The organism is Nocardia sp. NPDC057668, from assembly GCF_042799795.1.
In the GTDB taxonomy this organism is placed as follows: domain Bacteria; phylum Actinomycetota; class Actinomycetes; order Mycobacteriales; family Mycobacteriaceae; genus Nocardia.
The window spans coordinates 1,286,560-1,312,576 of sequence record NZ_JBHVIC010000001.1; the positions used below are offsets into that span (position 1 = coordinate 1,286,560).

The following is a 26,017-nucleotide window of genomic DNA, read 5'->3' on the forward strand; positions in this document are numbered from 1 at the left end:
GGGGGGGGTGCGTTGCGGCGCCATAAAACCCACCCCCGCCCCCGCCCCCCGCTGCCGGGGGGGGGGGGCGGGGGGGCGGGCGCCCCCCGGGGGGGCCCCCCCCCGGCCGCGGGTCCTACCCCAGGGCTTCGACCTGGCCCGCGACCACGCCGGTGAGGATGGCGCGGGCCACGGCGAGCAGTTCGGCAACCTGCGGGGAAGTGAGTTCGTAGGTAACAGACAGACCGGTCCGATTGGCGCGAACCAGGCCCGCTCGGCGCAGCACCGAGAGTTGCTGGGAGAGGTTCGCGGCCTCCACGTCGATCTCCTCCAGCAACTCCGAGACCGGATGCGCACGGAGGCTGAGCAATTCGAGAACGCGGATGCGAACGGGGTGCCCCAGGGTTTTGAAGAACTCGGCCTTCATCTGATAGAGCGGCCGCTGCATCGATGGCATTCCGGGGCCACCCCTTCCGGCAGGTGATGTCAGATTTCGAGCTCCTGCTCGATGTCTTTCAGCCGATGCCGAGCGAGGGCGAGGTTGCCGCGGGTCCGGTCGAGTGCGAGATAGAGAAACAAACCCCTGGACCTGCGACCCCGGGTCGGCCGAATGAGATGGTACTGGCTACCGAGGGTGATCAGGACGTCTTCGATCTCTTCACTGAGACCGAGTTGTTCGATGGTGCGCAACTTGGCCCGCACCACCTCGGTGTTCCCGGCCGCGGCGAGGTCGAGGTTCAAGTTCTTCGACCCTCCCAACGTCCCGAGCGGCATCCCACTGTTGTAGTCGACGACCGCCGCCCCGAGCGCGCCGTCCAGCATCATCATGTCCTTGAGCGCAACTTCCATGTCCGCCATGGTTTTTCCTCTCTCACGCCGCCGTTGTTTCGGCGTGCGCAGACGCTACACACGCGCGCGGGCCCGTTGCCACCGTTTGCTGAAGGATTCCAATAGGTATGCAATTCACTATTTCTGCAAACAGGCAGTCAACAGCTGTCGCGCGGCGGTGCGCTGTCAGGGGGGCATGACACAACCGCCCGTTCCCCGCCGCGCGAAAGCTGCTCCCGCACACACCCGATCACCCAGCAAACGCCAGGTGTTCGGGTGTGGCTCCGGTCAAGCCGCGAGGAAAGAGATCCCGGTGAGCTTCTCGGCAACCGCCCACAACCGCGTACCGGCCTCCGGATCCAGTGCGCGGCGCGAGATCTCGACCGGAACCGGCGCGCCGATGAGCTCCCAGCGCCCGCCGGGGCCGAAGAACTCGCCGCCCTCGACGTCCGGATCGAGGGCCGCGCGCAGGATCGGCTCGGCGCCTTCGACCGTGCCCTGGGTGAACCATCCGGTCAGCCAGGTCATTCGAGGGTTGTACACGAGCTGAACGAGGCGATTCTGTTCGCGCAGAATGCCTGTCCGCACACCGCCGGGGTGCGCGGCCAGCGAGATCGCGCGCGAGCCGGAGGCCGCGAGCCGCCGCTGGAGTTCGATCATGAACGTCATCGACGCCATCTTCGAACGCGCATAGGCCAGCTCCGAGTCGAAGCCGCGATCAAGGGTCAGGTCGTCGTAATCGAGGGTCGCGTTGCGACGGCGGTGGGTCAGACTGCTGACGGTCACGATGCGGGCGGCGGGGGCCGCGGACAGCGCGTCCAGCAGCTGCCCGGTCAGCGCGAAGTGCCCGAGGAAGTTCGTCACGAAGTCGAGTTCGAAGCCCTCCTCGGTCACGGTGTGCTGTTTGGCCATGACACCGGCGTTGTTGATCAGCAGATCGATGACCGGCCAGCGCTCGCGTAATCGACCGGCGCACAGGGCGACCGAGGTGAGATCGCTGGTGTCGAGTTCCTCGATGTGCACGTTCGCGTTCGCGGCGCCGGTGCGGATGTCCGCGCGGGCCGCGGCGGCACGCTCGGCGTTGCGGCAGGCCAGCACGACCGTCGCGCCCCGATGCGCCAGGGCCCGCGCCATTTCCAGCCCGATGCCGGTGTTGGCGCCCGTCACCACCGCGACGCGCCCGCTCTGATCCCCGGCGCGGTCGAGGGACCAGTGCGGGCCGCCCGCGCCGGTCACAGCTCGACCGCCGGAACCGGCCACAGCGGGCTGCTCATCTGTTCCAGGCCCGGGTAGTGACCGGGCTGAGGACCGCTGGTCGCGGCTTTCACGCGGGCATCGAGTTCGGGGGTGTTGGTGCGGTCCTTGTACATTCGGCCGACGGTCTTGGCGGCGATGCCGGCGTCGAAGATGTCGCGCTGCCAGGACCAGGTGTTGTTGCCGCTGTACTGGAACCAGCTGCAGCCCAGGCCGGGGATCTCATAGGGCGCGCCCGAGGGGTCGGTGAAAGTGCTGCGCTGGCGCCAGAAGCCGACGACCTGGCCGTTCTGCTCGTCGATGACCGCGGTCTGGTAGGGGTATACCCAGCCCTGGAAGCCCAGCATCTCGGTACCCAGGGCCAGATCCCGGATCTCGTCCCGGCCGGTGGCCATGAACTGGTCCGTGGCCGAGTAGGACCAGCCGTAGGTCGCGTCGGGTTCGTAGTGGTCGGCCATGACCGACCAGTCGCCGAGCTCCTGGGCACGCCGGTTGATCTCCAACCAGCTCTGCCAGAACGATTCCAGTTCGGCGCGATCGAAACTCATATGGGGTTGTCCTCATCTATTTCGGTGAACCGCCGCGCGGTTCGGTACAGCGGGGCGCCGGGGCGAGCTCGTGGCGCGCACCGGGCGATGGATCGAAAAGCTCAGGGGCGCACCATCAGTCGGGCGATCGAGCGGAGGCGATTCGCCATCTCCGGGTAGGAGAAATAGCCCATGCCCGCCTGCACCATCGCACCGCTGACCGCGATGTCGAGGGCGGTGAGCACATCGGCGGGACAGTCACCGGCCGCGCGGCGGGTGCGTGCGCTCATGGCCGCGCCGATACGCGTACGCACCTTCGCCACATCGGGATCGCGGCTCAGCACCGCCGCCGAGGCCGCGACGCTCAGCTCGGGTTCGGCGGCCGAGAGCGCGGCCAGCTCGTCGAAGACCGCGTCCAGGCGCTCGAGCGGGGCGCCATCGGCGAGCGGGGTCTCGCACCATGCTCGCACCCGCCGCCAGTAGATCTCCGAGACCAGATGTTCCTTGGCGGAGAAGTAGCCGTACGCGGTCGCGTGGGTCACCCCGGCGCGGCGGCAGACCTCGCGCATCGACAGCTGCTCGAATCCTTGCTCGCGCAGCACTTCCAGGCCCGCGTCGAGCAGCCGCTCGACCGTTTCGGCCGCTCGCCCGCGCAATGCTCGCCGTCCTACGTCTGTGCTCGTCGCCGCGTCCATCGCTCAATATTTACACCTGTCTAGCCACCTGTAAAGTGGCAGCCGGTCCACCCATTTCGGGTGAGGACGGCGAGGCGATCTCGTCATAGCGTGTACGCATGATCACGGGCGTTGCCCGCGATCCAGGGCCCGGGCCGCGGTCGTCTCCGGAACCGAGCGGCCCGGTCCAGCCGGGAAACGTGCAGGTGGGGGCCGGTTGTTTCGCCTGAAGAGATCGGGGCAATCGCCCTTCTGAACCGAACACGAGGAGCCCCGCCGATGACCGACACCACCGTTTCCGAGGCCGCACCGCTGACCGGCGAGGCAGGCACCCCGCCCACCCTGCTCGACGGCGTCAACTGGCCCGGATTCGCGCTGCTGCTCGCCGGCGTGCTGACCCTGGCCTGGACTCTCGCCGGATCCGGTGGCTGGCCGGTCATGCGGTCCGCGGTGATCGCCGCCGCGTTCTCCGCCGGTATCGCCTGGATCACCGTCGAGCACATCCGCTTCCGCGGCCGGCGCTCCTGACGAGAAATCCGACGTCGGCCCGTCCCCGCTGATTCGACCGGCATCGAGTGGGTATTGCGCCAATGTCCAGATAACGCAGCACATTTCGGAGGTTGAACGATGTCCGAGCGCAAGAGCGGTCCCCTGGAAGCTGTTTCGGGGGTCGTCGAGGGGATCAAGGGCAAGGTCAAGGAAGTCGCCGGCGCGGTGATCGGTAACGACCAGCTGCGCCGGGAGGGCGACGCCCAGCAGGACAAGGGCGAATCCCAGCGCGCCGCCGCGCAGAAGGAAGCCGAGGCGGAGAAGGCGCGAGCCGAAGCCGCCATCGACGAGCAGCGCCAGCGCGCACATCAGCAGAACCAGTAGTCCACCGACGCTCGTTCGGCCCGGGAGCGGGTGCCCATCATGGGCGCCCGCTCCCGGCTGTCGGTACCCGGACGACCATCCACACCCGTCGTGTTGTGCGTGCGGTCCGGCACCCGATAGCCTTCCGAACCTGCGACCAGTTCGGTGTGCGCACAGCGATGAGGAGAACCGGTCGATGACAGCGGAATCGGACGCCCACCCGGAAGAATCCCGGCCCGGCGATCCCGTGCCGGAGGGCGATGTGCGGTCGCTGTTCGGCCGGTCCGCCGCCATCCTGGCCGTGTTCACCGGCGCCGAACAGCTGCTGGAGGAAGCGAACGCGGGATTCCTCGCCACGGTGGGCGCGCCCTCGGGCACGGGGTCCACACCCGCGGAGCTGCTGCCCGGCCCGGCCGGAGCGCAGGTGTCCGCGGCCCTCGACCGGGTCTATCGCACCGGTGAACCCGGGGCCGCCCGGGACGTCGCCATCCCGCTCGGCGGGTCCGGGCAGCCGCGCACTGCCACTTTCGACTTCACCTACGAGCCGCGCCACGACGCACACGGCCGCGTGAGCGGCACCCGCCTGCTGGGGGTGGAGACCACCCAGATCAAGCAGGCGCAGCGCCTGCTCGCCGAGCAGCGCGCCCTGGTCGAGCAGATCGCCCGGGACGCGCCGCTGAGCGAGGTGCTCGACGGAATGGCGCGCTGCATAGAGGATCTCGCGCCCGAGCCGATCCTGGTCTCGGTCCTGCTGGCCGATCCCGACGGCCTGCACCTGCGGCACGGCGCCGCACCGAGCCTGCCCGATTTCTACAACCGGGCCATCGACGGCATCGCCACGGGCGAGGGCGTGGGCTCCTGCGGCACGGCCGCGCACCGCCGAACCCCGGTCATCGTGACCGACATCGGCGCCGACCCGTTCTGGGACGAGTTCCGCGAACTCGCCGAGCGCGCCGGGGTGGCGGCCTGCTGGTCCACGCCGCTGCTGGCCCGCGACGCCGCGCTGCTCGGCACGTTCGCCATGTACCACCCCACCCCGCGCACCCCCGACGAAGTCGATCTGGCCCTGGCCCGCCTGTTCGCCGACACCGCGAGCCTGGCCATCGAACGCCACCACATCGAAACCGCGAAGGCGCGCGCCGAAGCCCAGACCGAGGCCGCCCGCGCCGCCCTGGCCGAAGCGATCCACGCCGAACAGCAGTTGCGCGCCGAAGCCGAACAGCGGGCGCTGGCCGCCACCGAGCTGACCACACGCCTCCAGGCCGCCGCCGAGGCCCAGGCCGACTCCCCCCACCCCGATATCTGCCAGCTCGGCGGGTCCGAACGCTGTTCCGCCGCAGCCGAAATCAAGGTCGCGGACTCGTGGGGCGACGCGGCCTGGGGCTGCCCCGCGCACGTCGAGGAAGCCCTGCTGAACGTACGCTCGGTCTACATCGCCGACGAGGAGCTGGGCGGTCTGGCCGCCTACCGCAACCGCTGATCGCCGCCCCGCGCAGATCTTTCCCTTCCGGAACGAATACTTCCCGGAAATGCGGGCACTAGAGATGCGTGATCATCAACGCAGTTCAGCGCCCGGGAGGACGTCCTTCAACCGGCTCGGCCGAATTCGGTGCACCGCGCCCGGCCGACCGGCACCCGAGAAGGCGCACACCCGTGCACGTCCGGCGCCCGAAGCTCGCGGTATCCGGACACGCGCGCGATCACCTTCCCGCCGAGACGCCGGCCGTCGCCCTCACCCGGTACCAATTCACGGTGAGCGGCGAGGTGGATCGCGGCGCGCTCGACCGGTTGCCCGGGGAATGGACGGCGAACTACAGCGCCGGAACGACGGTGCTGTGCGGCCCCGTCTCGGGCGCGGTCGAGATGCACGGCGTGCTGGCCCGATTCGACGAGTTCGGCCTCGATCTACTGAACCTGCACCGGCTCGAGACCGCCCACTGACACCGGCCCACTACCGGCGGCCGGTGTATCGGCGCACCACCATCGCCGAGCGCAGTCGCCAGAGTCCCGAGGCGGTGGCGGGGTCGCAGCCGGTCATGCGATGCACCCGTTTGAGGCGGTAGTCGAGGGTGTTGGGGTGCACGTGCAGTTCGCCCGCGGTGCGGCGGCGGTTGAAGTCGTTGTCCACGTAGGCGCCCAGGGTCTGGAGCAGGTCCGGGTGATCCTCGAGCGGATCGAGCAGGGCGTGCAACACATCCCGGGCCGGACCGGGCCGGGTGAGCTGGAAGTACAGGCCCAGCTCGCTGATCGGATAGAGCCCCGGCGCGATGCGCAGCGACATGGCCGTTTCGAGAAGCTCGTGCGCCTGCCGCCCCGCGTCGGGCAGCTCGGCGGGTTCGGCCACGACCACCACCGCGGTCGGCGGATTCGGCGTCAGCGCCGCCAGATCCGCGACCAGGTCGTGGAGTTCACCCTCGCGAACCGCCTCGTACGGGATCAGCAGCGTGCCGCCGTCCGCGCCGAGAATGGACAGCGCGCCCTCCCCGCAGCGGCTGGTCAGGGCCGCGGTGATGCGGGCGGCGACCACCGGCGCGGCGGCGTCGCGCTCGGCCGACCTCGGCAGTCCGACGGCGACCAGGTGATACCGGGCGCTGATCGGAATACCGCTGTGCCGGGCGAGGGGACCCGCGAGCTCACCGCGCAACAGGGCGACAGCGACGTTGCGAGCGGCCGCCTGATGCGAGTCCACGGGCGCCGGGAGCTGCCGGGTGTAGGCGCGGGTGAGCCGGACGTGCACCGCCTCCAGCAGATCCAGATGCCGCCGCGCCGCGACGATCGCCGCGTCGGTATCGGTAAGCGGCGCAACGGCGTACGCGCGATCGGAGCCCGCGCGATAGCCCTGGTGCACGGCCTGCTGGAGTCGATCCAGACCCAGGCCGAGCCGGGCCCACTGCCGAGCGCAGTGTTCGAGTTCGGCCATGCGCGCGCTGACATCGTCGCCGCGGTGCCCCTGCAACGCCAGGTCCATACCCGCGCGCCGCACATCGGCGGCGAGATCACCCGGATCGCCCGGCGCTACCGCTTCCTCGGATTCGAAAACGAGACTGGAGGTCTGCACGCAACTGCTCATCTGTCCTGGCCTGCCCTTCCGCGCCGGTCGTCGGAACCTGTCGTGACCGGCGGTCGCCGAACCCTAGCGTTTCGGTGCACGCTTGTACACCAACAACATTGAAAATAGCTGTTGCCCTGCTATCGCGGTATGATCAACCCGCGAAATGAAGCGCAACACTGTGCACTAATTTCATGCTACCGTCCGTAACAGTAACTACCTGTTCGTGATGGAGGTCTGCCGTGCCCGATGGCGTGCACAATCTCACCCTGCTCGCCCAAGCGGGCGGCGAAGGCGGTGGCGCGGCCCTGGATCAGGTCGCGCTGATGTCCGGTTCGGCCGGTGTGATCGGCCTGATCCTGCTGTGGGTCGGCTATCTGCACCGCACCCGCCGCATCACCTGGCTGCAACGCCTCGCCGACGGCCTGGGCCGGCTGTTCAACCGGCCCGGCTGGGTCGCCCTGCCGGTGGCGCTGTTCCTGGCCACGATCCTCACCGCGCTGCTCGGCTTCATCTGGGATGTCAGCCTGCACATCGGCAACGGCCGCGACGAGGGCCCGCTGGCCAATCCGGCGCACTATTTCATCCTCGTCGGCCTGTTCTTCCTGTTCACCGCCGGAATGACGGCCATCGTGCTGCCGCTGGACGAGAAGCCCGGCGTGGCCGCCGTTCGCATCACCCGCACCTGGTACGCCCCGGTCGGCGGCATCCTCATCGCGGGCGCCGGACTGTACGCGCTGATCGGCTTCCCGCTCGACGACATCTGGCACCGCATGTTCGGCCAGGACGTAACCCTCTGGGGCCCAACCCATCTGATGCTCATCGGCGGCGCGGGCCTGTCGCTGGTCGGTGTGCTGCTGCTGGAGTACGAGGGCCGCCGCAACCGGCCCGACCCCAGCCGTCCCGAGGGCGGCTGGCTGGTGCGCTCGTTCGCGTTCGGCGGCCTGCTGATCGGCCTGTCGGTCTTCGGGGTCGAGTTCGATTTCGGCGTCGAGCAGTTCCGGCTGGTCCTGCAACCCATGCTCATCGTCGCCGCGGCCGCCATCGCGCTCATCGCGGCGCGCCTGACCCTCGGCCCGTTCAGCACCCTCGTGGTGGTGGCTTTCGCGGCAACGGTGCGCGGGGTGGTCGCGTGGCTGGTGGGCGGGCCCATCATCGACGCGCCGCGCAACGTGTTCCCGCTCTACCTGGGCGCGGCCGTGGTCGTGGAACTCTGCGCGCTGCTGCCGCTGGCCCGGCAGCGGCCGATCTGGTGGGGCGCGCTCGCCGGCGCGGGCATCGCGACCGCGGGTCTGCTGCTCGAATCCCTGTGGATCAAGGCGATGTTCGTCGACGCCTGGCCCGCCGCGATGTGGCCGGAACTGCTCGCGATGGCCATCCCGGTCGGCATCGCCGGCGGTGTGGTGGGCGCGCTGCTGGCGCTGGTCCTGCGGGGCGAGCGGCTGCCCCGGCCCGCGGTGCGCCGGGGCCTGGTGATCGCGGCGGTGCTGATCGCGGCGGCCGCCACGACGAACGGCCTGCTCACCGAGCTGCCGGACAACGCCTCGGCCACCGTCGCGCTGACCGACGCGGACCCCGACGGCGGCCGGATGGTCCGCGCCGACATCCGCCTCGATCCCGTCGATCTGGTCGGCACGGATCCCGAGTGGATTCAGATCCTGGCCTGGCAGGGCGGCGTGGGCAGCGACAGCCCCGGACGCGGTCTGGTCGTCGATCAGCTCGAGCGCGTGGACGCCGGTCACTACCGCTCGACCCGCCCCGTCCCGGTGCACGGCTCATGGAAGACGGTGCTGCGCATACAGGATGGGCGCACGCAGACCGCGCTGCCGATCTACATGGCCGCCGATCCCGGCATCGGGGCGGTGGAGGTGCCCGCGCTGGAATCGTTCCGCCGCGATTTCGTCGCCGAGATCACCGTGCTGCAGCGCGAGCGCTCCTTCGATCACCCGGCCTGGCTGTTCACCGCGGCCGGACTGGTGGTCCTGCTGTGCAGCCTGGCCCTGATCGCCGCGCTGTCCTGGGGCGCGGCCCGGATCAACGACCGCTACCTGCGGGCCGATCGCGCCGCGGTGCCCGCGCCGTGACGGGTTCCGGGGATATCGCGATCCTCGCGGATCACTCGATCCTGCTGGCGATCCCGGCCTTCGCACCGGCGCTGCTCATCGTCGCCGTCATCGTGTTCATCGCGGTGCGCGACCGCCGCGCGGGCCCCGACGACGAGCACAACCATCCCGAGCCCGATGAGGAGAACTGAATTGTCCGCGCCACGAGTCGGATTCGCGCTGCTGGCGCTGAGCTGCCTGCTCACGGTGGGCTGCTCGGCCCGCGAAACCCCTAGCGACAGTGCGCCTTCGAGCGCGGAGACCAGCGCCGCGACTCCGGCGAACGCGCTCGTCATCACCGTGCGCATCGCCGATGGCTCGGTCGATCCCACCGGCGCGGTCCTGGACGCGAAGGCGGGCGGCCCGATCGAGGTCGTGGTCGACAGCGACGCCCGCGACGAGCTGCACGTGCACGGCACCCCCGAGCACAGCTTCGCGATCGTCCCCGGGGCCGGGCAGCGCTTCCGCTTCACCATCGACGTCCCGGGCCGGGTCGATTTGGAACTGCACGAGGCCGGGCGGACCGTGGCCACGCTGCTCGTGCGCTGATGGCGGTCCTCGCGCACGGTATCGGCGGGGCCGCGGACCTGCCGATACCGCTGTCCTACGCGCTCGTCGGCGCGGCCTGGGCGCTCACGTTCTCCTTCGCGATCCTGATCTTCGCGTGGAAGCAGCCCCGGCTCGATCCCCGTTCACCGGGACTGCTGCTGCCCGCTGGGCTGCGCGCGGTGATCGACGCACCGCGACTCCGCGACGCACTCGCCGCACTCGGCGTCGTCGCCACCGTAGTCGTCACGGCCATAGCGCTTTTCGGCTCGCCGGACCCGGCCCGCAACCCGGCCCCCGGCGTGCTCTACATCTTCCTGTGGGTCGGGGTCATGGCCGCTTCGCTGCTGCTGGGCCCGGTCTGGAAGATCCTGTCCCCGGCCCGCGCGATCCACCGCCTGATCCGCCGGTCCGATACCGGCACCGGGCCGTTGGCCTACCGCGAGGGCTGGGGCCACTGGCCCGCGGCCGCCAGCCTGTTCTCCTTCGTCTGGCTCGAACTTGCCTACCCGGATCCGGGAGCCGTTGCCGCGGTGACGATCTGGTTCCTCGGCTACCTGGCGACGACCACCCTCGGCCTGTTCCTCTTCGGCTCCGTCTGGGCCGAACGCGCCGATCCGATCGAGGTGTACAGCTCCCTGCTCGGCCGCCTCATCCCCCTGGGCCGGCGCGATACCGGCGAGCCGGTCCTGCGGTCACCGCTGGCCAATCTGGCCGGCACACCCGCCCGCGCGGGTTCGGTCGCGGTCGCGGCGACCCTGCTGGGCTCCACCGCTTTCGACAGCTTCTCGATGTTCCCGTCGTGGCGGTCGCTGCTGGTGAAAGCCGAAGAGCACTCCCAACTCCGGGCGACCGGCCTGGCCACGCTCGGCCTGCTGGGCTTCATCGCCGTCGTCGGCGGCGCGTTCTGGCTGGCGGCCCGCGCCACCGGCGGCCTGTCCCCCGCCGCCCGGGCGAAACTTCCGAACCGGCTCGCGCACAGCCTCACCCCGATCATCGCGGGCTACCTGATCGCCCACTACCTCACGTTCCTGGTGGAGAAGGGCCAGACCACGATCATCCTGTTCGCCGATCCCTTCGACCGCGGCTGGAATCTGGCCGGTCTCGCCGATCGGGACACCGCCTACCTGCTCTCGACGAATCCGGCGCTGCTCGGCACGATCAAGGTCATGGCCGTGCTCACCGGGCACATCCTCGGCGTCACCGCGGCCCACGACCGCTGCCTGCGGCTGCTCCCGCCCGCACACCGGCTCACCGGCCAGCTCGCCCTCATGCTGACGATGGTCGGCTTCACCTTCGCCGGGCTGTACCTGCTCTTCGAAGCGTGAGCGCGACAGCGGTTCTCACCCGCGCCGCCGTCGCGTCCGCGCACCCGTTACCTCCCGGGTAATCGACACCGTTCGCACGCCCGGGCACTCTGGTCGGCATGAACAAGATCGCAACCGACACCACCCGCACCGTCGTCGAGGAACTGCTGCGGCGCATCGGCGCGGGCGATCCCGACGGCATCGCCGCCCTCTACGCGCCGCTCAGCGACTGGAAGCTGGACTGGCCCGAGGCCGAGCACGGCCGCACCGCCACCCCGTGGATTCGGCACCGCGCCACCCGCGCCGACGCCGCCGAGCACTTCCGAGCGATCGGCGACCACCATGTGCCCGAGCAGGCCGGCACCGTCATCGAACGCATTCTCGTGGACGGCTCGGACGCGGTGATCATGGGCGAGATCCGCCAGACCGCGCGCACCACCGGACGCGCCTATCGGTCCCGGTTCGCGCTGCACGTGACGATCGAAGACGGTCTCGTCACTCGGCACCACGTGTACGAGGACAGCCTATCGGTCGCCCAGGCTTTCGACGAATCCCCTACCGCCGACGGTGATCTCACCGCGCGGTAGGGGTTCGGAGGTCCGCGATCAGCCGGCGATCGCGGTCGCCGCCGGGCGGGCCCGCGGATCAGGGCGGATGGCCGGCGGCTCCGACCGCCAATAGGTGAGGATCCGCCACGCCTTCTCCAGCGGTCCCTGCCCGAACCGCGTCAACCACCACGCCGAGATGACGTTCTGAACCAGCAGAATCACCCCGCACAGCAGCACCATTCGCAGCCACGGGTGCGCGCTGTCGGCGCTCAGCCCCAGGGGTGCCGCGGCGAACCGCTGGACCAGCACCAGGATGACACTCGCGCCGATGTAGTTGGTCAGGGCCGTGCGCCCCAGCGGCGCGAACGCCCGAACCAGCAGCGGGCGCAGCGGTGTCGCCATGGCCGCGAGCAACAGACACGCGTACATCGCCGCCATGGCCAACCCCGTGACGAGCGCGACGCCCATCGGATCGCGCTGCTGCGCAAGCAGTCCGGCGGCGACCGCGGGCACGAGGACGAGCAGGGGCCACAGCGCGATCCGCGGGTCGTCCTCGACTCGGCGCGGCAGCGCGGTCGAGCCGACGGCGAAGCCGAGCAGGAAAAGTCCCGGCACCAACAGCAATTGGCCGTTCACGACCAGCCCGCCCGCCAGCAGCCCGATCCCCGCGACCCCGGTCACGAGCGGAATGCGCCGTTGCGGCAGCAGGGTCGCGGGGAGCAGCACCAGCCCGGCGATCGCGTAGGGCAGCAGCGCCTCGCCGGGCTGGAGCAGCTGATGAAGTATGCCGAACACCAGCAGCGTCAGCAGTCGCTGGAGCAGCGCGCGGCGCGGCGCGGCGAGCTTCGCCCCGACCGACCGCCACATCAGGGCGAAGCCGATGCCGAACATCAGCGCGAACAGCGGGAAGAACCGGTAGTTCACGGTGTAGTCCAACGCCGTCGACACCGGATCGGGCGTGCCGTCCGGCCGGGGGCCGAGCAGGTGCAGCATCACCGGCGCGTTCGCGAACAGGATTCCGCACAGGGCGAACCCACGCAGTACATCGAGGCTCTCGAGTCGTCGCATGCTCCCAGCGTGCTGCCGGTGGGGATCCCCGCACATCGGCCGAGTGGCCGGACCGGATGGCCGATCGGCTAGTCCATGAACCCCGCGCGCCACAGCTGCGCGGCGACCTCGACCCGGTTCCGCGCCCCCAGCCTGCGCTGCAGGTTCGCGATATGGCTCTTCACGGTGCCGAGCGAGACGAATACCTGCCCGGCGATCTCACCGTTGCTCCTACCGGCCGCGACCAGCGCGGCGATCTCCCGTTCCCGGGGCGTCAGCTCGGCCACCGCCGCGGCCAGCGGCTCCGGGGGCGTTCGGCGCGCGCCGCTCGCCCGGCTCCGCGCGAGCAGGCGGGTGGTCAGTTCCGGACTGATCAGCGCGTCACCGGAGACGGCTGCGCGAATGGCGGCCAGCAGCAGTTCCGGTGAGGAGTCCTTGAGCAGAAAGCCGAGAGCGCCGTTGGCGAGGGCGGTGTCGACGTACTCGTCATCGTCGAAGGTCGTCACCATGACCACGTTCGTGCGGCCGGATACCCGCCGGCACACCTCGAGCCCGTCCAGCCGGGGCATGCGAATGTCCAGCAGCGCCACGTCGGGATCGTGCGCCCGCACGGCCTCTATCGCCTCCACCCCGTCCCGGCACTGCGCCACGACCTCCATGTCCGGGTCGCCGTCGATGATCATCGCGAAACCGAACCGGACCATCTCCTGGTCGTCGGCGACTATGACGCGAATACTCATGCGGTGTACGCCCTTCCGCGGGCCGGCATGGTGACGTCCACCGCCCAACCCGTGGCGGCGCGCCGGGCGGACAGCGTGCCGCCGACCTCGGCGACCCGCTCTTGCAGACCGGGCAGGCCCTGCCCGCCTCCGCCGACCGATCCCGCGGCGCCCGAACCGTTGTCGGCGATCTGCAGGCTGACGGTCTCCGGTGAGATCAGGCGCAGGCGGATGTCCACGCGGGTCGCGTCGGTGGCGTGGCGGCGAATGTTGTTCAGCGACTCGGCCAGCACCCGATGCGCCACCAGCACCACGGTCTCGGCGACCTCGGGTGCGCGGACGGCCGGGTCCAACTCGGCCACCACGTCGGCGGCGACCATGTCGCGGAACCGCTCGACCAGGTCGCCCGGATCGGACGTGCCGTGCTGGGCCTCCCCGGTCCGCAACGTCCCGACCATCGCCCGAATGTCGGCGAGCGCGCGCCTGCCCGAATTCTCGATGCGCTCCAGCGCCTTTCGCGAGTCGCCGTGCGCGTGCGCTCGCGCCGCGGTGGCCAGCACCACGATCCCGATGACCTCGTGCGCGATCACGTCGTGCAGATCGCGGGCCATCTCGGTGCGGGCCTCGGCGAGCACTACGGCCCGCTGCGCCTCCTGGCTCTGGCGCTGAGCCCGCAGCAGCAGTCCCGTCGACACCGATACCAGCGTGAGCAGCATGACGATGGACACAACGCCCTCGTCCTCGTGCCCGCGCAGCACGAATCGGTAGCCGGACCCGAACACCAGCAGCACGAGCCACGCGACCACGGCCACGTCTCCGCCGTTCCGAATACGCGACGCCGCAACCCCGGCGGTCACGATCGCCACCCACACCGAGGCGATCGCCCATGGAATCGGGCCGGGCCAAACCGACCCGGCGACAACGGCCGAGGACAGCACTCCCAGGGCTACGAGCACTCGCGACTGCCGGAGCAGCGGGCCCTCCGAGCGGGCGATACTCGAACACGCCCACGTCCCGGCCGCCACTCCCACCAGATCGACGCCGACGCGACCCGGCGGCGCCTCCCCGATGATCTCAACGAACGCGGCGAGTATCGCGGGGATCAGCAATGTCATAGCTAACACGCGCGGCATGCAACGACCATAGATGCTTCTCGGTTCAGCTCACCGCCGTGATGTCGGTGGGTTGCCACGACCTGTCGAAGAATTCCGGGGTCGGGCTGTAGAACCGCGATCCCGCACCATTACTCACGGGGCTCAGGCACGTTCGAAGTCGCCCGGCTTCCAACTGCCGTCGAAGGCAGCCTGCTCGGGGCCGTATATGCGCAGGTACACGAACCAGCCGTGGCCGGGAACCGTTTGCAGCCAGCGCTGTTCGGCCCCCGGCGGGCAGGTGGGACCGAAATGCAGGCGGAGCGGTTCGTCGGTGGGAAGATCGCGCAGCTCGAACAGCGAACGCAGTGCGGCGCTGTTCTGTTCGGCCCGCACCTGGGAGCGGGTGGCGGCGTCGTAGACGGTGATCGACCAGAAAAGCTTGGCGGGCACCGGTTGTGGGATGTCGAGGGTGTAGTGGTTGCCGCCGTCGAGGAAATCGCCCGCGCCATCGCGGACCCCGAGCCAGTACAGCGAGCCGCCGCCGACCTGGCGGCGGAACATCGCCGGGGACGCGATGATCGCCTGGATGAACCAGCGCTCGCGCGCGTCGAGGTCGAATCCGGATTCGGTCCGGAAGTCGCCGTTGTCCTCGACGAGCCCGACCCACTCCCAGCCGCGGTCCGCCCACGCGATCCGATCCGCCCGCCGACCGGCGAACGCCGAGACCAGCATCTGATCCCGGCCCGCGCGGGCCGCTCGCTCGAGCAGGGCGGCGGTGTCCCGATCGGGCGCGAAGTCGCCGCCGCGCTCGATCCCCAGATCCGCGAGCAATCCGTACATGGGCGTGAACTCCGCGACCAGCGGCTCGTCGGACAGAACGCGATGCAGCACTCGCCAGAACTCGAGTCCGTCCTCCCACCGCAGGCAGGTGTTGTCCATGTCGAGTTCGGTGGTGTCGACGAAGTCGAGGGTCTGCTCGTGAGCGCCGAGCCGGTAGACCCGCACGGCCCGCAACGCAGCGAGCGCCGCGTCCTGATCCCCCTGCAACGGCAGCGACCGCAGCGCGAGCAACACCGTGAACGAACCGGAGTGCACCACGTGCGCGTCCAGTTCGACGTCGCGGTCATACCCCGGTGGGGTCACGACATAGGTTCCCCCCTTCCCGCCGTCCGGCCCGGGTATGCCCATATCGGTGATCCATCGCTGATGGTGATCGTCGAGCAGCCCGATGTAGGCCCCGGCGGGCAGCTCGACCACCATCGGCCCGTCCCGCAGGTCCAGGGCGGCCGACCCGTACGGGGTATCGGAGTTGAGGGTGAACCCGACCTGCCGCGGCCCGGCAGCCACGATCCCGATCGCCTTGCCGTCGGTCAACCCGACTTCCCGATTGCCGTTGAGAATGCCTTCGAGCGACACCGTCGGATACCAGAACCGGTAGGCCGTCACCGCCCGCTGGAAATCCACATCGGCCCAGGCCCGCCCGACGGCGTCCGCCTCGGGGAATCCGTCCCGGAATTCATAGCGATCCTGCTCGACGCCGGTCATGGGCAACCTTTCATCGCGATTGGGGTTGCCTTGCAGTTCACCGCGCGGCGTCGGTCCGTCGCATCACCCGCAGCGGATGAAGCTCGGCTGTCGACCCGGTAATGCGGGCCGGGGGCCTTTCGCGGGAAGAGCCATCTAGTCCACCGGCCCGAGCCACTCGGCGATCCGCTCGCACACCCACGCGCCGTCGTCGAGCGGCAGGTCGTGGCCCGCGTCGGGGTGCACCCGCAGGGGCGCGTCGAACCGGGCCGCGAGCCGCCGTGAGATCCGATGGTCGATCAGGCGATCGCCCGCGGAGGTGAGCACCAGCAGCGGAACCGGTATCCGAGCGGGCAGGCGGAAGGTCACCGCCGCGGCGACCTGTCCGAGAGCGCTGGCGCTGACGGGTGCGGCTTCCCGCTGGTACCGCGCCCACGTCGCCGCCAGTTCCGTCAGTTCGTCCGCGGGGCGATTGCTGCTCAGCGCCAGCGCGGCGGCCTCGTGAGCATCGAGTGAGCGAAACTGCTTGCCCGCCACCAGCGAGACCAGGCCGCCGCCCATCTGGTGTGGCCGAAACAGCGCGGGCGCGGCGGTATTGACCACCGCGCAGCGCTCGAAGTCCGCCGGGTAGCGGGCAACCCAGTCCATGGCCATCATGCCGCCGAGTGAAATCCCCAGCAGCGACCAGCGCTCGTCCCCGGGTTCGAACCGCGCCCGGATATCGTCGGTGATGGCGGCGATCGAGCGGGGCGATACGTGCCCGTTCCGCGTTCCGAAGCCCGGCGGATCGATCGTCACGACGCGCACGCCGAGACGCGCCGCCAGCTCGTCGTGAAACTGCCCCCAGTGCCGTTGATCGCGGGTGAGCCCCCGCAGCAGTAGCCAATTGGTCATCGCGGTCCCCTTGTCAACGCCAATTCCCGGCGTCATCATCGAACCGCGCGAGCGCCGGGGTCAAGGACTCCGGCCGCCGAACTCCGAGAACTGTCGCACCGCCCGCCACACCGAAATCGATTCGTGCACAGTGCACGGTCGATGACCGTGCGGCGGGCTGTCAGAGACCGAACAGCCCCAGGACCGAGCCGGTGATGATGCCCGACGTCAAGGCGCCGAGCGCCGCGGGATCGGTGATCGTCGCGGGGATCGAGGCGATCTCGCACCCGGTCGGTTCGGCGGCGGCGTCGGCCTGCTGTTGCAACCAGGCCAGCGCGCCCGGTGCGCCCAGCGCCCATTCGAGGGTGTGGCCGGACAGCGGCATGGGGAGTTGTTCGCGCCGATAGGTCACCGGGACACCGCTGTCGCAGTACCCGGCCACGAGGGTGTCGGCCCCGCCGATGGTGCTGATCTCGTCGGCGATGGCGTTGTAGACGTACAGCGGTGCGGTGGGCGCGGTGTGGCCGAGTTCGGATTCCTGCACGGCCGCCTGGATCACCGGGTCGGCGAGCACCTCGCTCAGCGGCACGGTCAGGTGGCGCGCCGCGTCGAAACCGATGTTGGACAGTAGATTCTGCGGTGTGCAGGCGGTCGTGGCGTCGTCGATCTTCTGCCGGCCGGCCGGGGTCAGGTACCGGTCGAGCGCCGCGGCCAGCTCCGGGGAATTCTGCCGCATCCCCATCAGCGCGACGGGGATCAGCGCCCCGCCCACGAGTGTGCCGTTGGCAGAACGGATTCCGGCCTCGAAGTCGCCGACGGGCGCGCCGAGGGCAGCCGCCGCGACGTCGAGTTCGGGCGCGTAGGAAGGCTGTTCCTGGGCGGCCCAGCCGGTGGCGATACCGCCGCCGGAGTAGCCCCACATCAATACTTTCGAATCGGCGGGCGCGGCGGCCGGGTCGAAATTCCGGACCGCGCGGATGCCGTCGAGAATGACGTAGCCGGGCTCCTTCGGGGCCAGGAAGTGATTGTCGACGCCGCCGTAGTCCGGGACCGACACCGTCCAGCCCTTCGCGAGCGCGGCGGCCACCAGCGGGGACTCGTTCGCCATCGTGGTCAGTTCGATCGGCTGACTCTCACCGAAGTCGAGCCACGGCACCTGCCCCTGCTGCAGGGCCTGCGACGGCATGCACTGCGGCGCAATGGCATCGGTCATGTTCTGGAAGGACAGGATGGTCCCGTTGCCCTGCCGCGGCTTCAGCACCGTGGTGACCGCGCTGTAGGGGGCGCCGGTGGAATCGGTGGTGCGGTACAGCACCTGCCAGGCGTCGACCGCCATCGGCAGCGCTTGGAAGAAGCTGGCCGCTATCGGCCGTGAGCGCAGAACGGTGCCCGGCTCGGTCTCGGCGTATCCGGTTGGCGGCGCATAGAATCCGTCCGCGGTATTGGGAGTCGAATGGGCGGTCTGTGCGGTGGCGAGGCCGGCGGCGCACGCCACAGCCATCGCCAGGATCCCGCGGCCCGCACGGCCCTTCATGACCTCGAACACCGTTGCCGAACGGCCGGTTCCGCTGGATTTCCCCATGCCGCACCCCTTCCTGCCGCGAGAACGGTAACAGGTTTCAGAAATGCGGCAGGCGAATTCAGCTCACTCGGCGGTCATGCTTCGAAGAGGCGTTGGCCCCACCATTGTCCGGGGGTGAGGCCGGGTGGGCAGGCGTAGAGGGCGGTGCCGGTGTGGGTGAGGTATTCCATCATGGCGTCTTTGGTGGACAGGGCGTGTTGCATGGGGACGAATTGGGTGTGGGGGTTGCGGCAGTAGGCGAGGAAGAACAGGCCGGCGTCGAGGTGGCCGAAGCCGTCGGAGCCGTCGGTGAAGTTGTAGCCGCGGCGCAGTAGTTGGATGCCGTCGAGGTTGTCCGGGTGGGCGAGGCGGACATGGGAATCGGCGGCGATGATGGGTTGGCGGCCGGAGGTGATGAGTAAGTCGGGGTCGTCGAATTCGGCGGTCTGACCGAGTGGTGCGCCTTCGCCTTTGCTGCGTCCGATGATTTGTTCTTGTTCGCCGAGGGCGGCGCGGTCCCAGGCTTCGATGTCCATGCGGATGCGTCGGGCGACGAGGTAGCTGCCGCCGGTGAGCCATTGGGCGTCGGTGGGGTTGTCTTCGGGTGCGACCCATACGAATTTGTCGAGTAGGTCGGTTTGTTCGGCGGTGAGGTTGCGGGTGCCGTCTTTGAACCCGAACATGTTTCGGGGTGTGGCTTGGCCGCGGGTGGTGCTGGAGGTGCGGCCGAATCCGAGTTGGGACCAGCGGACGCTGACGATGCCGAAGCCCATGCGGGCGAGGTTGCGGATGGCGTGGACGGCGACCTGGGGGTCGTCGGAGCAGGCTTGGACGCAGATGTCGCCGTGGCTGCGGGAGGTTTCGATGGCGTCCTTGGCGAAAGTCGGCAGGTTCTCGAGCGCGGCGGGGCGATGCTTGGCGAGCCCGAAGCGGTCTCCGCGTGTGGGTGCGGTGGGGCTAGCGCCGAACAGGCCGGGTCCGAAGCCGATGGTCAGGGTCAGTGCGGCGGGCGATAGTCCGAGTGCTTCGCCGGTGTCGGGTGGGGGTAGGTGGGTGCCGTGACCGACCGCGCCGCCGTCGACGGTTTCGAGGCCGCGGGTCATGCGTTCGGCGGCGAGGGTCCAGCGTTGGAGCAGGTCGATGAGTTCGGTGCGCGAGTCGGTGATGACGTCGAACGCCGCGAAGTGCAGGCGGTCCTGCACGGCGGTGACGATCCCGGCCTGCCGCTCACCACGGAAGGCCACCACCCGATCGTTCGGGTCGGCGGGCGCCTGGTGCGCGGCGCTGCTGATCGCCGCGCCGGCCACCACCCCGGCGCCCGCAGCCGCCCCACCCAGCAGCAGACGCCGGGAGACACCGGGTCGGCGCAGGTTTCCGGACTCGGCTGCGGGTCGCTCGGTCATGGGATTTCTTTCCTGTGTGTCGGGGCTCGGAAACTACTGTCCGAGAACCAGGTCCGGGACCTGGCTCAGGGTCGCCGACAGGGCGTCGATCTTGTCGGACAGATCCTTGCGTTGCGGTGCGGTGACCTTGTCGTACGAGATGTAGCCGTCGCCTTCGCGGTAGGCATTGATGGCCTCGCGGACGGCCTTGAACTGGCTGGTGATCTTGTCCATCAGCGCCGGGTTCTTCGCCGCGATCATCGGCTGCAACTCCGCGATCAGGGTTTCCGAGCCGTCGATGTTGGCCGCGAAGTCCCACAGATCGGTGCGCGAGTATCGGTCCTCCTCGCCGCCGACCTTGGTCGCGGCGATCTCGTCGACCAGCGCCTGCGCGCCCTTGACGAACGACTGGGTCTCGAAGGAGAAGTCGTCCTTGCGTACCTCGTCGCGCAGCGCGGTGACATTGGCCAGCAGGGCATCGGCCTCGGTGTTGACCTGTGCGGCGGTGTCCTTCTTGGAGTTGTCGAGGTCGGCTTGGCTGATGTCGTCGCCGTCCTCGCCGACCTGGGACTGCTGCGGGGGCCACAGGAACCGCTCGATGCGGTGGAATCCGGTGAAGGGCTGCTTGCCGTCTTCGGTGTCGTCCCAGCGCATATCGATCGCGGGGTCCAGATCGGCGAACGATTCCGCGACCGGTTCCACACGCTCATAGAAGGTGCGGGTCAACCCGAACTGCGCCTTGGCCGCAGCGGTATCACCGGACTTCACCGCGGCCACGAACGTGCCGGTTTGCGCGACGAGTCCGTCGAGCTGACCGCGCACGTAGTCCAGGTACCTGGCCTTGGCCTGTTCGACGTCGGCGGGGACGTCGGTCTTGGTCTTTTGTTCGCCGGTGACCTCGAGTTTGCCGCGGATGCCGTTGCCCACCATGCCCGGTTTGCACGCGGTCTCGTAGGTGCCGGGCTCGGTGATATCCACGACGAGCTTGCCGGTGACCCCGGGGCCGATGTTCTCGATCTCGCCCAGCACACGGTTGTTCTTGCCGAAGACGTAGAACTCGGTCACCTTCGAACCGTTGTTGGTGATGCTGAATTTCACCGTGCCGGTCGAGGCGCTCGTGGAGCTGAGCTCACACACCGATTCGGTGGACGTGACGGAGATATCGCCGCTGCCATCGGATTTGGCGGTGCACGCGGTGATCGCCAGCGGCGCGGCCAGCAGCAGTCCGGCGGCGGCCAGGGCACGCCTCGACAGGTTCGGTTTCACTGTTTTCCTTTCGGTTCCGGCTCTCGCGAAGCCGGAGTCTGATCCACCGCAGCCGCGGACGGGGAAGTGTCGGGACGCTCGACGCGCAGGAACAACGTCAGCACCACGACCAGGTACAACACCCAGGCGATCACCTGCAGCACCGTCGGATCCGGACGCAGATTGAACAGACCAGCCAAAGTCGTTCCGTACCACGAGGATTGGTCGTAGTGCGCGCTGACATCGAAGGCGAGATCGTCGATACCGGGCAGCCAGCCGACCGTCTGCAACGCCCGGATCCCGTAGGCGAGGATGCCCGCGGCCACGACGACCAGCAGCGCACCGGTGTACTTGAAGAACTTCGTCAGGCTGATGCGGACCGCACCCAGATACAACGCGACAGTGAGCGCGACCGCCACCAGGATCCCGAGCAGCAGCCCCAGTAGCGGCCAATTGCTGTTGGAGGCGTTCTCGGCATACCCGACCATCAGCAACGCGGTCTCGAGCCCCTCACGCCCGACCGCGAAGAACGCCAGGCTCGCGACGGCGACCCCGCCCAACTCCACCGCCTGCGACATCCCCCGGCGCAAATCGGCGGACAGGTGCGCGGCCGCGCCACGCATCCACAGCACCATGCCGGTGACGATGACGACCGCGATCAACGACGCGACGCCGGCCACCGCCTCGGCGGCGAGGCCGCTGATTGTGGAGGTCCCGTAGTGGATGCCCGCGAACACCGCCAAGACCATCGCCACGGCGGCTCCCACCCCGAGCCACAACCATTTCAGGTTGGACCGGCTGTCGGACTTGACCAGAAACGCCGCCAGGATCATGACCACGATCCCGGCCTCGAGCCCTTCCCGCAGTCCGATCAGCCCGCTGCCGAACAGCTGCGTGGCCACCGAAGGCGTCGATGCCGCGAGCACCATCCCTGCGCCACCTCGTTCTCGTCGTCCGCCCACCGCCAAAATTAGGGTAGGCATGCCTGATCGTTCGGTGAGCGTACCCCCATGGTGACATCCGCAATATGGGCGACTTCGGCATTCTTCAACAAATGACCGAATTGTCCGAAATGACGGAATTAATGGTCAGCGGATAGCCGAATACTTACCTCGGAATGGGCGGGCCGGGGTCCAGGCCCATGGCCTCGCGGGCCTTGCGGATGAAATAGAGCCCGGCGCGGGCGGACTCGCGCGCTACGCGGACCTGACCGAGGTTCGTAGCGGCGGCCAGTTGGGAACGGGCGGTGGTCATGTGGTCGACCGCCTCGGTCACTGCGTTCAGGGCGGCGTCGTTGTCGGGGTCCAGGAGCAGGAGTTCGCTGCCCGTGCGATCGAGGTAGCCGCGGACCTCGGACTTGGCCCGGGCCAGCCGGTCGACGTCACCCGACCACTCCCGGGATATCCACCAGATGGCCAGGGCCAGGACGGCGGCGATGAGCAGGAAGGCGAGCAAGCGACCCATAGGTCCAGCCTACGGGGCCGCTGCCCGCCCACGCCGCCGGGCGCGCGCCGCCGGGTTGTCCGGCGCGCGCCGCCGTGACACCCGTCGCGTACCGCTATCCGCCGAGGTTGCAGTTGCCGTCGCTGGACCAGTAGCAGGTGTTCCAGCCGCTGGCCGGGAACCCGACCACCTGCAGCTGCGGATTCGAGTGGCCGAATCCGGTGCCGTTGAGCTGGAGGTAGAAGCCGGACGCGCCACTGCGAGCTCCCGTGCCCCAGAGGTAGCCCTGGTTGTTGCCGGGGCCGGTGCCCTTGTAGATGACGAAGTTCCCGTCGCCCTGCATGACGGCGAACACCTGCGAGTGCCCGGAGGTCCCCGAGCACCAGACCCCGCCCAGGTTGTTGCCCGGCCCGGTGCCCTTGTAGACGCAGAAGTTGCCGTCGCCCTGCAGAATCGCGAAGGCCGCGGTGCTCTGGGAAGAAGTGCGCAGCCAATCACCTTGATTGAGAACCTGATTCGTATTCAGGACCGCCCCGATCGAGGCGGCGCCCGCCTGACCGGTATTGATCGAAACGAGCGCGGCGACCGACATGGCAACGGCGGCAATGTACTTCGTGATCTTCATGCGTACTCTCCAGGGCGAGCCGGGCGCGTTTTCCGCCCGGGCTGGCGCGAGATTACAACAAGATCGATTGTTGCCGTAGGACTTTCGGAATGAAGTATTCCATGTTCACTTTCCGCGCCACCGCCCGAGCGCGATGTCAGCCGGGCAGGTCGAGCAGCTGGTTCTTGATCTCGGTCTTGAGCACCTTGCCGATCTTCGAGCGCGGCAGGGTGCGCCAGACCTCGATCTGCTTGGGCGTTTTCACGCTCCCCAGGCGCTCCTTGACGAAGGACGTCAGTTCCCGGGGATCGACCCGGGCGCCGGGGCGGACCTCGAGCACCGCTGTCAGCCGCTCGCCCCATTTGTCGTCCGGCAGTCCGACCACCGCGCAGTCCGCCACCGCCGGATGCGCCATGATCGCCTGCTCGACCTCGGTGGAGTACACGTTGAATCCGCCGGTGATCACCATGTCCTTGGCGCGGTCGACGATGAACAGGTAGCCGTCCCGGTCGAGGTAGCCGATGTCTCCGGTGTGGTGCCAGCCCCGCGCCGACGCCTCCGCGGTCGCGGGCTCGTTGCCGTAGTAGCCCCGCATGACCAGCGACCCGCGAATCACGATCTCGCCGCGTTCGTCTCGGTCCAGCAGCCGCCCGTCCTCTGCCATGATGGCGACCGTGACCAGCGGCGACGGCCGCCCGGCCGAGGACAGCCGCGCGCGGGCGATCGAACCGTCCGCGGCGAAGTGATCGGCCGGGGACATGGTGGAGATCATCATCGGGGCTTCGGTCTGGCCGAACAGCTGGGCCATGACCGGGCCGATTCGTGTGAGCGCCTCCTCCAGCCGGGAGGTCGACATCGGCGCGGCCCCGTACCAGAAGCATTGCAGGCGGGACAGGTCCCGCCGGTCGAGCGAGGGATGGTCCAGCACCATGTAGATCAGCGTGGGCGGCAGGAAAGTGTGTGTGACACGGTGGATTTCGAGATTGTCCAGGAATTCCTCCACATCGGGCCTGCGCATGATGACGATGGATCCGCCGCGGCACAGCACCGGGAAGCAGAGCACACCGGCGGCGTGGGTGAGCGGGGCCAATGCCAGGTAGGTCGGGCGCGCGTCCGCGACGGGCCAGGGATAACTCATCAGCGTGATCGCGGTCATCGCCTCGATATTGGCGCCGGTGAGCATCACCCCCTTGGGCCGCCCGGTGGTGCCGCCGGTGCCCGCGATCAAGGCGAGATCGCCGGGCGCGTGTCGGTCGACCGGCCCGGCCCCCGCGCCGAGAAACTCGTCCCAGCTCAGCGCCCACTCGGGCGCGCCGTCCAAGCACACCAGCGTGGTCAACCCCGGCAGCGCGGTGCGGATCGAATTCACCAGCGGTGCAAAGGATTCCTGGAACAGCAGCACCGAGCAATCGGACAGGTCCAGGAGTTCACGCGTCTCGTTCGCCGCGTTGCGCGGATTGATCGGACACCACACGGCCCCCGCGCGACTGATCCCGAATACGCAGGTGAATGCGGTCGGGTCATTGGCGGACAGGATCGCGACCTTGTCACCGGGCGCCACCTCGCGCGCGGCCAGCGCCGCGGCGACCCGATCGCTGAGCGCGCGCACCTGCGCGTAGGTGGAGACCGCGCCGTCGCACACCAGGCACGGGGCGTCGGGGTCCAGCGACGCGCCCTTGTCCAGGTAGTCGATCAGCCGCATCAGTTGTCCTGCACGGTCAGGACCGGCGCCGACACCAGGCCGAAGGCCCGCAACTGCCCGAGCAGTTCGCGATGTCCGAAAGCCTTACAGCCCGAAGCGAATCCGACTCGCTTGGGCGGCTGCTGCAGCAGCCACGACGCCGCGAACGCCTGCATCAGCCCGGTCTGCTTGTAGTTCTGATTGCCGTGGATGACGCAGTGCGCGCGAGCCAGCGGCCCGGAGGCGTGCACCGAGTCCAGGGACTTGTTCAGGCGCGGGTTCTCGCGCGGCGGCATCTGGTTCATCACCTGGGCGGCGGTGGCGGTCAGGGCCGCGTCGCGGGCCACCGGGTCCATGTCCTTGGTCGCCTCCAGGGCCTGCGCCACGATCAGCGGGACGCCGTTCATCAACTCCGCGTTGAAGACTCCGCCCTGGGCCTTGCAGTTCGCCACCCGCGGATCGTTCCTGTACCAGACCGGATGCGAGGTGCCGCCCCACGGCAGCGACATGGCGAGTTCATGCTGGCCGGGCACGACCAGCGGCACCAGCCCCTGGTTCGGATCGAATTCGGTGTAGGCGTTCTGGCGCAGGTAGTGCGCCCGCGAGGTGGCCGCGTTGACCAGGATGGTGCGCGTCGAGGCGATGGTGGGCGAGCCGCCCCAGAACACGGCGATGTCGAGGGTGTCCAGGCCGGGGTATTCGAGGCACAGCTCGGCGGCGATCTCGCCGGTGGTGTACATCTGGGCGAGCCCGGGCGAGAGCAGCAGGCCCGCCGCCGCGAAGTCCGCGCCGTAGGTCTCGTCGCAGGTGATCAGCCAGTCTTGCTCGCCGGTCGTGTCGAGGTAGTGCACCCCGGCCGCCAGGCAGGCCCGAACCACCTCCGGCCCATAGGAACTGAACGGGCCGACGGTGTTGCACACGACCGACGCGCCACGGAAGAGCTCGGTCAGCGACTCCACATCGTGTGCGACTTCGGCGATCTCGTAGTCGGCGGTCTCGATGCCGGGCACGTGGGACTCCATCGAAGTCTTCAGCGTGGCGCTGCTGCGGCCGGCGGCGACGAACGGAATCCCGAACTCGCGCAGGTATTCACAGATCAGCCGGCCGGTGTAACCGGAGGCGCCGTAGACGATGACGGGCTTGGTGCTCATGGTGTTCTCCGCTTTCTTCGAATGGAT

General features: G+C 69.1%; 28 protein-coding genes. 9 read left to right on the plus strand and 19 right to left on the minus strand.

All coding sequences use genetic code 11. The features are described from left to right. Window positions 1-115: 115 nt before the first annotated feature. From ACFVBH_RS05890 to ACFVBH_RS05910, 5 genes are all read right to left on the minus strand, one after another. Window positions 116-436: a metalloregulator ArsR/SmtB family transcription factor gene (locus tag ACFVBH_RS05890; protein WP_354984032.1), complete on the minus strand. Its 321-nt coding sequence runs from the start codon at window positions 434-436 to the stop codon at window positions 116-118. A gap of 29 nt (window positions 437-465) precedes the next feature. Further along, a complete protein-coding gene (locus tag ACFVBH_RS05895; protein WP_354984033.1) occupies window positions 466-837 on the minus strand; it encodes a hypothetical protein in 372 nt (123 codons plus the stop codon). 258 nt (window positions 838-1,095) lie between these two features. Beyond that, on the minus strand, window positions 1,096-2,043 hold the full coding sequence (locus ACFVBH_RS05900; RefSeq protein ID WP_379000165.1) for an oxidoreductase: 948 nt from the start codon (window positions 2,041-2,043) through the stop codon (window positions 1,096-1,098). After that, on the minus strand, window positions 2,040-2,609 hold the full coding sequence (locus ACFVBH_RS05905; RefSeq protein WP_354984035.1) for a nuclear transport factor 2 family protein: 570 nt from the start codon (window positions 2,607-2,609) through the stop codon (window positions 2,040-2,042). Before ACFVBH_RS05905 ends, ACFVBH_RS05900 begins: the two co-directional genes overlap by 4 nt. A gap of 101 nt (window positions 2,610-2,710) precedes the next feature. Further along, window positions 2,711-3,283 (minus strand): helix-turn-helix domain-containing protein, encoded by a 573-nt coding sequence (locus ACFVBH_RS05910; RefSeq protein ID WP_354984036.1) that lies wholly within the window; start codon window positions 3,281-3,283, stop codon window positions 2,711-2,713. A 258-nt stretch (window positions 3,284-3,541) separates the two neighbouring features. Here ACFVBH_RS05910 and ACFVBH_RS05915 point away from each other — a divergent pair, with 258 nt between their 5' ends. From ACFVBH_RS05915 to ACFVBH_RS05930, 4 genes are all read left to right on the plus strand, one after another. Then, window positions 3,542-3,790, plus strand: coding sequence for a hypothetical protein (locus tag ACFVBH_RS05915; RefSeq protein WP_379000168.1), 249 nt, complete (start codon window positions 3,542-3,544; stop codon window positions 3,788-3,790). Between the two features lie 99 nt (window positions 3,791-3,889). Next, on the plus strand, window positions 3,890-4,135 hold the full coding sequence (locus ACFVBH_RS05920; RefSeq protein WP_354984038.1) for a CsbD family protein: 246 nt from the start codon (window positions 3,890-3,892) through the stop codon (window positions 4,133-4,135). A gap of 175 nt (window positions 4,136-4,310) precedes the next feature. Next, window positions 4,311-5,594: a GAF domain-containing protein gene (locus ACFVBH_RS05925; RefSeq protein ID WP_379000170.1), complete on the plus strand. Its 1,284-nt coding sequence runs from the start codon at window positions 4,311-4,313 to the stop codon at window positions 5,592-5,594. 173 nt (window positions 5,595-5,767) lie between these two features. Beyond that, a complete protein-coding gene (locus tag ACFVBH_RS05930) occupies window positions 5,768-6,055 on the plus strand; it encodes a hypothetical protein (RefSeq protein ID WP_379000172.1) in 288 nt (95 codons plus the stop codon). 10 nt (window positions 6,056-6,065) lie between these two features. Here the strand turns inward: ACFVBH_RS05930 and ACFVBH_RS05935 are convergent, their stop codons facing one another. Beyond that, a complete protein-coding gene (locus ACFVBH_RS05935) occupies window positions 6,066-7,172 on the minus strand; it encodes a PucR family transcriptional regulator (protein ID WP_379000174.1) in 1,107 nt (368 codons plus the stop codon). 317 nt (window positions 7,173-7,489) lie between these two features. Between ACFVBH_RS05935 and ACFVBH_RS05940 the strand changes: the two genes are divergently transcribed. From ACFVBH_RS05940 to ACFVBH_RS05960, 5 genes are all read left to right on the plus strand, one after another. After that, a complete protein-coding gene (locus ACFVBH_RS05940; RefSeq protein ID WP_379001607.1) occupies window positions 7,490-9,247 on the plus strand; it encodes a hypothetical protein in 1,758 nt (585 codons plus the stop codon). Continuing rightward, window positions 9,244-9,417 (plus strand): hypothetical protein, encoded by a 174-nt coding sequence (locus tag ACFVBH_RS05945; RefSeq protein WP_354984042.1) that lies wholly within the window; start codon window positions 9,244-9,246, stop codon window positions 9,415-9,417. The genes ACFVBH_RS05940 and ACFVBH_RS05945 overlap by 4 nt, the downstream gene beginning before the upstream one ends. 1 nt (window position 9,418) lies before the next feature. Next, window positions 9,419-9,814 carry a hypothetical protein gene (locus tag ACFVBH_RS05950; RefSeq protein ID WP_379000176.1) on the plus strand — a complete coding sequence of 132 codons (396 nt, stop codon included), beginning with the start codon at window positions 9,419-9,421 and terminating at the stop codon, window positions 9,812-9,814. Then, complete coding sequence (locus tag ACFVBH_RS05955; RefSeq protein ID WP_379000178.1) at window positions 9,814-11,139, plus strand: hypothetical protein; 1,326 nt, start codon at window positions 9,814-9,816, stop codon at window positions 11,137-11,139. The genes ACFVBH_RS05950 and ACFVBH_RS05955 overlap by 1 nt, the downstream gene beginning before the upstream one ends. Window positions 11,140-11,237: 98 nt before the next feature. After that, a complete protein-coding gene (locus ACFVBH_RS05960) occupies window positions 11,238-11,705 on the plus strand; it encodes a nuclear transport factor 2 family protein (protein ID WP_354984045.1) in 468 nt (155 codons plus the stop codon). A gap of 18 nt (window positions 11,706-11,723) precedes the next feature. Here the strand turns inward: ACFVBH_RS05960 and ACFVBH_RS05965 are convergent, their stop codons facing one another. From ACFVBH_RS05965 to ACFVBH_RS06025, 13 genes are all read right to left on the minus strand, one after another. Further along, entirely contained in the window at window positions 11,724-12,734 is a 1,011-nt protein-coding gene (locus tag ACFVBH_RS05965) for a DUF418 domain-containing protein (protein ID WP_379000180.1), read from the minus strand. A 68-nt stretch (window positions 12,735-12,802) separates the two neighbouring features. Then, a complete protein-coding gene (locus ACFVBH_RS05970; RefSeq protein ID WP_379000182.1) occupies window positions 12,803-13,453 on the minus strand; it encodes a response regulator in 651 nt (216 codons plus the stop codon). Continuing rightward, window positions 13,450-14,547, minus strand: coding sequence for a sensor histidine kinase (locus tag ACFVBH_RS05975; RefSeq protein ID WP_379000184.1), 1,098 nt, complete (start codon window positions 14,545-14,547; stop codon window positions 13,450-13,452). Before ACFVBH_RS05975 ends, ACFVBH_RS05970 begins: the two co-directional genes overlap by 4 nt. 141 nt (window positions 14,548-14,688) lie before the next feature. Then, on the minus strand, window positions 14,689-16,071 hold the full coding sequence (locus tag ACFVBH_RS05980; RefSeq protein WP_379000186.1) for a DUF1214 domain-containing protein: 1,383 nt from the start codon (window positions 16,069-16,071) through the stop codon (window positions 14,689-14,691). A gap of 135 nt (window positions 16,072-16,206) precedes the next feature. Further along, window positions 16,207-16,944, minus strand: a complete 738-nt coding sequence (locus ACFVBH_RS05985) for an alpha/beta fold hydrolase (protein ID WP_379000189.1) — start codon at window positions 16,942-16,944, stop codon at window positions 16,207-16,209. Between the two features lie 160 nt (window positions 16,945-17,104). After that, window positions 17,105-18,505 (minus strand): lipase family protein, encoded by a 1,401-nt coding sequence (locus ACFVBH_RS05990; RefSeq protein ID WP_379000191.1) that lies wholly within the window; start codon window positions 18,503-18,505, stop codon window positions 17,105-17,107. A 74-nt stretch (window positions 18,506-18,579) separates the two neighbouring features. Beyond that, window positions 18,580-19,887 (minus strand): iron uptake transporter deferrochelatase/peroxidase subunit, encoded by a 1,308-nt coding sequence (gene efeB, locus ACFVBH_RS05995; protein WP_379000193.1) that lies wholly within the window; start codon window positions 19,885-19,887, stop codon window positions 18,580-18,582. A 33-nt stretch (window positions 19,888-19,920) separates the two neighbouring features. After that, window positions 19,921-21,132: an iron uptake system protein EfeO gene (gene efeO / locus ACFVBH_RS06000; RefSeq protein ID WP_379000195.1), complete on the minus strand. Its 1,212-nt coding sequence runs from the start codon at window positions 21,130-21,132 to the stop codon at window positions 19,921-19,923. Then, on the minus strand, window positions 21,129-22,040 hold the full coding sequence (efeU, locus tag ACFVBH_RS06005; RefSeq protein WP_379000197.1) for an iron uptake transporter permease EfeU: 912 nt from the start codon (window positions 22,038-22,040) through the stop codon (window positions 21,129-21,131). Before efeU ends, efeO begins: the two co-directional genes overlap by 4 nt. Window positions 22,041-22,218: 178 nt before the next feature. Next, the gene (locus ACFVBH_RS06010; RefSeq protein WP_354984054.1) at window positions 22,219-22,575 is read right to left on the minus strand and encodes a hypothetical protein; all 357 of its coding nucleotides are present in this window, start codon (window positions 22,573-22,575) and stop codon (window positions 22,219-22,221) included. Window positions 22,576-22,669: 94 nt separating this feature from the next. Next, window positions 22,670-23,179: a hypothetical protein gene (locus tag ACFVBH_RS06015; protein ID WP_354984055.1), complete on the minus strand. Its 510-nt coding sequence runs from the start codon at window positions 23,177-23,179 to the stop codon at window positions 22,670-22,672. A 136-nt stretch (window positions 23,180-23,315) separates the two neighbouring features. Next, a complete protein-coding gene (locus tag ACFVBH_RS06020; protein WP_379000200.1) occupies window positions 23,316-24,860 on the minus strand; it encodes an AMP-binding protein in 1,545 nt (514 codons plus the stop codon). Then, a complete protein-coding gene (locus ACFVBH_RS06025) occupies window positions 24,860-25,990 on the minus strand; it encodes a DUF5938 domain-containing protein (protein ID WP_379000202.1) in 1,131 nt (376 codons plus the stop codon). The genes ACFVBH_RS06020 and ACFVBH_RS06025 overlap by 1 nt, the downstream gene beginning before the upstream one ends. Window positions 25,991-26,017 lie beyond the last annotated feature (27 nt).

Excerpts from the sequence above, each read along its gene's own strand:
- ACFVBH_RS05890 (WP_354984032.1), bottom strand. The coding sequence starts at position 436 with ATGCCATCGATGCAGCGGCCGCTCTATCAGATGAAGGCCGAGTTCTTC.
- ACFVBH_RS05895 (WP_354984033.1), bottom strand. The coding sequence starts at position 837 with ATGGCGGACATGGAAGTTGCGCTCAAGGACATGATGATGCTGGACGGC.
- ACFVBH_RS05905 (WP_354984035.1), bottom strand. The coding sequence starts at position 2,609 with ATGAGTTTCGATCGCGCCGAACTGGAATCGTTCTGGCAGAGCTGGTTG.
- ACFVBH_RS05910 (WP_354984036.1), bottom strand. The coding sequence starts at position 3,283 with ATGGACGCGGCGACGAGCACAGACGTAGGACGGCGAGCATTGCGCGGG.
- ACFVBH_RS05915 (WP_379000168.1), top strand. The coding sequence starts at position 3,542 with ATGACCGACACCACCGTTTCCGAGGCCGCACCGCTGACCGGCGAGGCA.
- ACFVBH_RS05920 (WP_354984038.1), top strand. The coding sequence starts at position 3,890 with ATGTCCGAGCGCAAGAGCGGTCCCCTGGAAGCTGTTTCGGGGGTCGTC.
- ACFVBH_RS05925 (WP_379000170.1), top strand. The coding sequence starts at position 4,311 with ATGACAGCGGAATCGGACGCCCACCCGGAAGAATCCCGGCCCGGCGAT.
- ACFVBH_RS05940 (WP_379001607.1), top strand. The coding sequence starts at position 7,490 with ATGTCCGGTTCGGCCGGTGTGATCGGCCTGATCCTGCTGTGGGTCGGC.
- ACFVBH_RS05955 (WP_379000178.1), top strand. The coding sequence starts at position 9,814 with ATGGCGGTCCTCGCGCACGGTATCGGCGGGGCCGCGGACCTGCCGATA.
- ACFVBH_RS05960 (WP_354984045.1), top strand. The coding sequence starts at position 11,238 with ATGAACAAGATCGCAACCGACACCACCCGCACCGTCGTCGAGGAACTG.
- ACFVBH_RS05965 (WP_379000180.1), bottom strand. The coding sequence starts at position 12,734 with ATGCGACGACTCGAGAGCCTCGATGTACTGCGTGGGTTCGCCCTGTGC.
- ACFVBH_RS05970 (WP_379000182.1), bottom strand. The coding sequence starts at position 13,453 with ATGAGTATTCGCGTCATAGTCGCCGACGACCAGGAGATGGTCCGGTTC.
- ACFVBH_RS05975 (WP_379000184.1), bottom strand. The coding sequence starts at position 14,547 with ATGACATTGCTGATCCCCGCGATACTCGCCGCGTTCGTTGAGATCATC.
- ACFVBH_RS05980 (WP_379000186.1), bottom strand. The coding sequence starts at position 16,071 with ATGACCGGCGTCGAGCAGGATCGCTATGAATTCCGGGACGGATTCCCC.
- ACFVBH_RS05985 (WP_379000189.1), bottom strand. The coding sequence starts at position 16,944 with ATGACCAATTGGCTACTGCTGCGGGGGCTCACCCGCGATCAACGGCAC.
- ACFVBH_RS05990 (WP_379000191.1), bottom strand. The coding sequence starts at position 18,505 with ATGGGGAAATCCAGCGGAACCGGCCGTTCGGCAACGGTGTTCGAGGTC.
- efeB (WP_379000193.1), bottom strand. The coding sequence starts at position 19,887 with ATGACCGAGCGACCCGCAGCCGAGTCCGGAAACCTGCGCCGACCCGGT.
- efeU (WP_379000197.1), bottom strand. The coding sequence starts at position 22,040 with ATGGTGCTCGCGGCATCGACGCCTTCGGTGGCCACGCAGCTGTTCGGC.
- ACFVBH_RS06010 (WP_354984054.1), bottom strand. The coding sequence starts at position 22,575 with ATGGGTCGCTTGCTCGCCTTCCTGCTCATCGCCGCCGTCCTGGCCCTG.
- ACFVBH_RS06015 (WP_354984055.1), bottom strand. The coding sequence starts at position 23,179 with ATGAAGATCACGAAGTACATTGCCGCCGTTGCCATGTCGGTCGCCGCG.
- ACFVBH_RS06020 (WP_379000200.1), bottom strand. The coding sequence starts at position 24,860 with ATGCGGCTGATCGACTACCTGGACAAGGGCGCGTCGCTGGACCCCGAC.
- ACFVBH_RS06025 (WP_379000202.1), bottom strand. The coding sequence starts at position 25,990 with ATGAGCACCAAGCCCGTCATCGTCTACGGCGCCTCCGGTTACACCGGC.